This is a genomic window from Candidatus Thermoplasmatota archaeon, assembly GCA_035541015.1.
Classification (GTDB): Archaea; Thermoplasmatota; SW-10-69-26; order JACQPN01; family JAIVGT01; genus DATLFM01.
In genome coordinates this window covers 1-5,039 of record DATLFM010000027.1, presented here as the reverse complement: position 1 = coordinate 5,039, position 5,039 = coordinate 1, and the positions used below count along the sequence as shown (strand labels likewise).

Here is a 5,039-nt window from a genome sequence, read left to right as displayed (position 1 = left end):
TCGCTCGCGTCCCATCGCCTTCATGGCCGAAGGGCCGACCGTCCGCTACAACGCCGAGCGTTTCCACTTGGCGCTTGCCGGCAAGAAGATCCGCAAGGCGTTCTGGCGCTCCCGGCAGATCGCCATCACGCCCGGGGACGTCGTCGGACGGGTCGTCGACCGGGTGGACTTTGCGGGAAAGAACCACCTGTTCTTCGTACGCGACCTCGGCGCCTTCCGCGTCCACTTCATGATGTACGGCAGCTCCCAGGTCGCATCGCCCAAGGATCCCTTGCGCAAGCCCGAATCGCGGGTGCGGTTCCTCCTCGAGGTGCGTGGCGCTCGCGTCGTGGTCTTCAGCGCGCCCGTCGTCCAGTTCTATGCGCAGGGCGCGGCGCTTCCGTTCCTCGATTCCCTGGGACCCGACGCGCTCAAGACTCCGTTCGACGCCGCGGAGTTCGAGCGGCGACTGGCGGCCTCGCCGCAAGCGACCGTCGCGCAAGCCCTGCTCGATCCCTCCGTCGTGGCGGGCGTCGGGAACATCTGGAAGAGCGAGATCCTGTGGGACGTCCGCGTGCATCCCGCGACCCCGCCGGCCATGCTCTCGCCCGACGAGCGACGGCGCATCGTGGCAAGGACGCCGGCGATCCTCCTTGCGGCGTACGATCGGATGCGCCGCGGAGAGCGCTCGAAGCTTGCCGCGTACCGACGCTCGCGGCAGCCGTGCCCGCGATGCGCGACGCCGATTCTGGGCCGCCACGTCGGGGGTCGCGGCACGTTCTGGTGCCCGCGTTGCCAGGAAGCGCCCGGCGCGGCACCCGAAGCCCTAAATGGCGAAACGGCGGTTTCCGCCTGAACATGCAGCCGACGGCGGGCGCCGCCTTCAACATGGCCGACTACTTCCTGTACGATCGGCTCGCGGAGGGGCGGGGCGATCGCGTCGCGATGCGCACGGACGCGGACGCTTGGACGTATGCGCGCGCGGCCGCGGAGTCGAACCGCTTCGGCAACGCCCTACGGGAGCTTGGCGTCGCCGCCGGGGACCGCGTGCTCCTCTCGCTCCCCGACGTGCCCGAATTCGCCGCGGGCATCTTCGGCACGCTACGCATGGGCGGCGTCGTCGCCATGGTGAACCCGCTGCTGCCGGCCGAAGATCTTGCGTACTACGTGGAATACACGGGCTGCCGCGCGATGCTTTGCGACGAATCCGTGGCGCAGAAGCTCGCCCCGATGCTTCCCCGCTTTATGACCCTAAAAGATTTGGTGGTCCTGGGGGGCGCCGCGCGCGCTGCGGGCGCCGCGGGCGATCGGGTGCACGCCTACGGCGCGCTCGTGTCGGGCCAGCCGCCGCGGTGCGAGCCCGCGCCGACTCGGGCCGCCGATTCCGCGTACTGGCTTTTCACCTCCGGCTCGACGGGCAGGCCCAAGGCGGTCGTCCACCGCCACGCGGACTTCCCGTGGAACTGCGAGCGGTACGCGAAGCTCGTCGTGGGCTACCGGCAGGACGACGTCACGCTCTCCGTCCCGCGCCTGTTCTTCGGTTACGGCACGGGCACGAACCTCTTCTTTCCTCTCGCCGTCGGCGCCACGACCGTGCTGTTTCCCGAGAAGCCCACGCCCGAGGCGCTCTTCGAGAAGATCGAGCGGCATCGGCCGACCATCCTCACGTCGGTCCCCACGTCGATCAACGCCATGGTGTCGGACGCCGAAGCCTCCAAACGGGACCTTTCCTCCCTGCGCGCCGTGCTCTCGGCCGGCGAGGCGCTTCCGCCCGAGCTGTACCACCGCTGGAAGAAGACGTTTGGTGTGGAGATCCTCGACGGCATCGGCAGCGCCGAGACGTTCCACATCTACATTTCGAACGCGCCGGGCGACGTCGTTCCAGGCTCGCTCGGAAAGCTCGTGCCCGGCTACGAGGCGCGCATTGCGGGAGCGGACGGACGCGAGGTGGAGGAGGGCGGCATCGGAACCCTCTGGATCCGGGGCGGAAGCGTGGGAATCGAATACCACGGCGCGCCGGAGAAGACGCGCGAGACGTTCGTCGACGGCTGGGTGAAGAGCGCCGACCTGTTCCGCCGGGACGCCGGCGGCCGGTTTTGGTACTGCGGCCGCGTGGACGACCTCCTCAAGGTGGGCGGCATCTTCGTCTCGCCCACGGAGGTCGAGGATTGCCTCCTCTCGCACCCGGCCGTGGCCGAGTGCGCGGTCGTGGCGTACCACGAAGGCGGCCTCGAGAAGCCGCTTGCCCTCGTCGTGCCGCGGCCCGGCCACCGGGCGGACGCCGCCCTTGCGCTGGAGCTTGCGCGCCACGCGAAGTCGCGCCTGGCCGCGTACAAGTTCCCGCGCCGCGTCCGGTTCGTCGAGTCGCTCCCGAAGAACGACCGCGGCAAGGTCGAACGCAAGCGGCTGCGCGACGAGGTCGCCGCAAACGGCCTTTCGGGATCGTTCGACACGGACGTGAGCGCCCGGGGAGGCAGGCCGTGATCGTGCTCCTGCCGCTTGGCGCGACCGAAGCGCACGGCCCGCACCTCCCGCTCGACACCGACACGCGCATCGCCTCGCTCCTGGCGCGTCGCTGCGCCGAGCGCTTGTCGCGCCGCGCGCCCGCGCGCGTGGCGGAGCCCTTCGTGGACACGTGCGCCTCCTTCGCCGCCTCGTTTCCCGGCACGATCTCGGCGGACCCGCACGACGAGCGCAAGCGGCTCGTGGACGCCGCGGAGGGCCTCTTGCGGCAAGGCGCCGGGGGGGTCGTGCTCGTGAACTTGCACTTCGACCCGGGGCACCTTCGCGCCGTGCGCGAGGCCATGCTCGACCTTCAACCGGGCGCCTCGGGCCGCGTCGTGTTCCCGGACTTTACGCGCAGGGCCCACGCGGCGGCCATCGGCGGCGAGTTTGCCACGGGCGCTTGCCACGGCGGCGAGTTCGAGACGAGCCTCATGCTCGTGGCGGCGCCGGACCTCGTCGGCTCCGAGTTCCGGTCGCTTCCTCGCCTTCCGGTCGACCTCGCGGCGGCCATTCGCGCGGGCAAGACGTCCTTCCGCGAGGTCGGGATGGATCGCGCGTACTGCGGCGACCCCGCTCGCGCGACGGCCGAGGAGGGCGAGCGGCTGCTCGGCGTGCTTTGCGAAATCGTCGAGAAGGCGTGCGGCGATCTCGCGGCGCTCCGCTAGCGTTGCCGCCCGCGCGCCGGCGCGGACGCGCGGCCGCCGCGTGCTCCATCGCTACGGACGTTGGAAGCGGACCTTTAAGGGTTCGCGCGTCGAATCCGAACCGTGGACGAAGCGATCCCCCGTCGCGTCGAGGCCGTGCTGCCCAGCCGCGAGACGATCGAGGGGGCTGGCGTGCACTTGAAGCGCGCCTTTGGCGCAAACGAGGTGCCCAAGCTCGACCCGTTCCTGCTGCTCGACGACTTCCGCTCCGACAACCCGCTCGACTACGTGGCGGGCTTCCCCTGGCACCCGCACCGCGGCATCGAGACCGTGACGTACATGCTCGACGGCTTCGTCGAGCACGGCGACAGCCTTGGCAACGCAGGCGTGATCGGGCCGGGCGACGTCCAGTGGATGACGGCCGGAAGCGGCATCGTGCACCAGGAGATGCCGCGTGGGCGCGAGAACGTGATGGGGGGCTTCCAGCTCTGGGTCAACCTGCCGCGCAACCACAAGATGACCGACCCGCGCTACCAGGAGTTCCGCGCGGAGAAGATCCCCGAGGCGCAGGCCGGCAAGGGCGCGCGCGTGCGGGTCGTCGCCGGATCGGTTGCCGGCGTGGAGGGGCCCGTGCGCGACATCGCCGTGCAGCCCCAGTATCTCGACGTGCGGCTGGAAGCGGGGCGTTTGTTCGAGCAGGCGATCCCCAGGGGTCACCGCGCGTTCGCGTACGTCGTTTCGGGCCGCGCGAGCTTCGACCCGGACGGGCGGGAGACGACGGACGCCGAGAACCTCGTCCTCCTTCGCGACGGCGACCTCGTGCGCGTGCGGACGGGCGCGGACCCCGTGCGGTTCCTTCTCGTCTCGGGCAAGCCGCTTGCCGAGCCCGTGGCCTGGTGGGGCCCGATCGTGATGAACGACCGGCGGGAGCTGCAGCAGGCCATCACGGAGTTCCACGAGGGAACCTTCGTGAAGCACGGTGCCACCGTGCGCAGTTGACGCGGGCGGGGTTTCGACACGTTTTCATAGCCCGACGGGCGTCGGGACGCCGTGCTGGGGAGACGCGGTCGCGCGTGGGCTCCGCTTGCGATCGCCGCCGTGGGTGCGCTTCTTGTGGCCGGCTCGACGCTGGCCCAACAGGCGTCCTGCCCGTCCGAAACGTCGGGCGCCTGTGCGCCCATCCTGTGGCAGCGCGTGGCCTTGCCAAGCGGCGAGGTGGCCGGGCTTGCCTTCTCGCCGGCCGACCCCAACGTCGTGTACGCCGGCTTTGACGCAAACGCCCACGCGTTCTACCGGTCCACCGACGCGGGAAAGACTTGGAGCCGGCTCGCGGGCCCGTACGACCATACGAAGGGCGTGGCCGCGAGCCCAAGCGATCCCCAGATCGGCTACGCCGTCATGCCCGAGTCCATCTACACGACGGACCTCTCCGTCGAGCCCACACGACGAAGCTCGCAGGATCGTCCGGACGCGCGGACGCAGACGCAGAGCATCTTCGGCCTGCAACGGAACAATCCCATGGTCGACCTTGTGGCCGTGGCGGTGGCGCCCGCGAACGCCGACGTGCTGTATGCGGCCGTGGGCGGCGGAAGCCTGGGGCCCGCCGGAGACGCGCCGGCCATTCTGTTCGGCTCGACCGACCGGGGCGTGACGTGGAACCGCGGGGACCCCGCCCTGACGACGATCGGTTCCATCGCCGTGGATCCGAGGGACTCCGCGCGGCTGCTCGTGGGTGCGCAGGACGGCGTGTACGAGACGCGGGACCTGGGCGCCACACTCGTGCGCCTTGCGGCAACCAGCGACCTCGTGCGGTCGATCGACGCCTCGCCCGACGGCTCGTCCTGGTACGCCGCGACCCTCGCGCGGCTGCTGCGGTCCACCGACGGGGGCGTCTCGTGGGCGGACGCGACG

General features: G+C 70.7%; 5 protein-coding genes. All 5 read left to right on the top strand.

Translation table 11 applies throughout. The annotated features are described in order from the left end of the window. Positions 1–835 (top strand): zinc finger domain-containing protein (locus tag VM681_02625; GenBank protein HVL86892.1); only part of this gene is annotated, 835 nt, incomplete at its 5' end. A gap of 2 nt (positions 836–837) precedes the next feature. Beyond that, positions 838–2,463, top strand: a complete 1,626-nt coding sequence (locus VM681_02620) for a benzoate-CoA ligase family protein (GenBank protein ID HVL86891.1) — start codon at positions 838–840, stop codon at positions 2,461–2,463. After that, on the top strand, positions 2,460–3,149 hold the full coding sequence (locus VM681_02615; GenBank protein HVL86890.1) for a creatininase family protein: 690 nt from the start codon (positions 2,460–2,462) through the stop codon (positions 3,147–3,149). Before VM681_02620 ends, VM681_02615 begins: the two co-directional genes overlap by 4 nt. Positions 3,150–3,251: 102 nt before the next feature. Next, a complete protein-coding gene (locus VM681_02610; protein ID HVL86889.1) occupies positions 3,252–4,127 on the top strand; it encodes a pirin family protein in 876 nt (291 codons plus the stop codon). Positions 4,128–4,178: 51 nt separating this feature from the next. Beyond that, positions 4,179–5,039 (top strand): hypothetical protein (locus VM681_02605; GenBank protein HVL86888.1); only part of this gene is annotated, 861 nt, incomplete at its 3' end.

Coding starts and splice junctions, on each gene's coding strand:
- VM681_02620 (HVL86891.1), top strand. CDS start 838: ATGCAGCCGACGGCGGGCGCCGCCTTCAACATGGCCGACTACTTCCTG.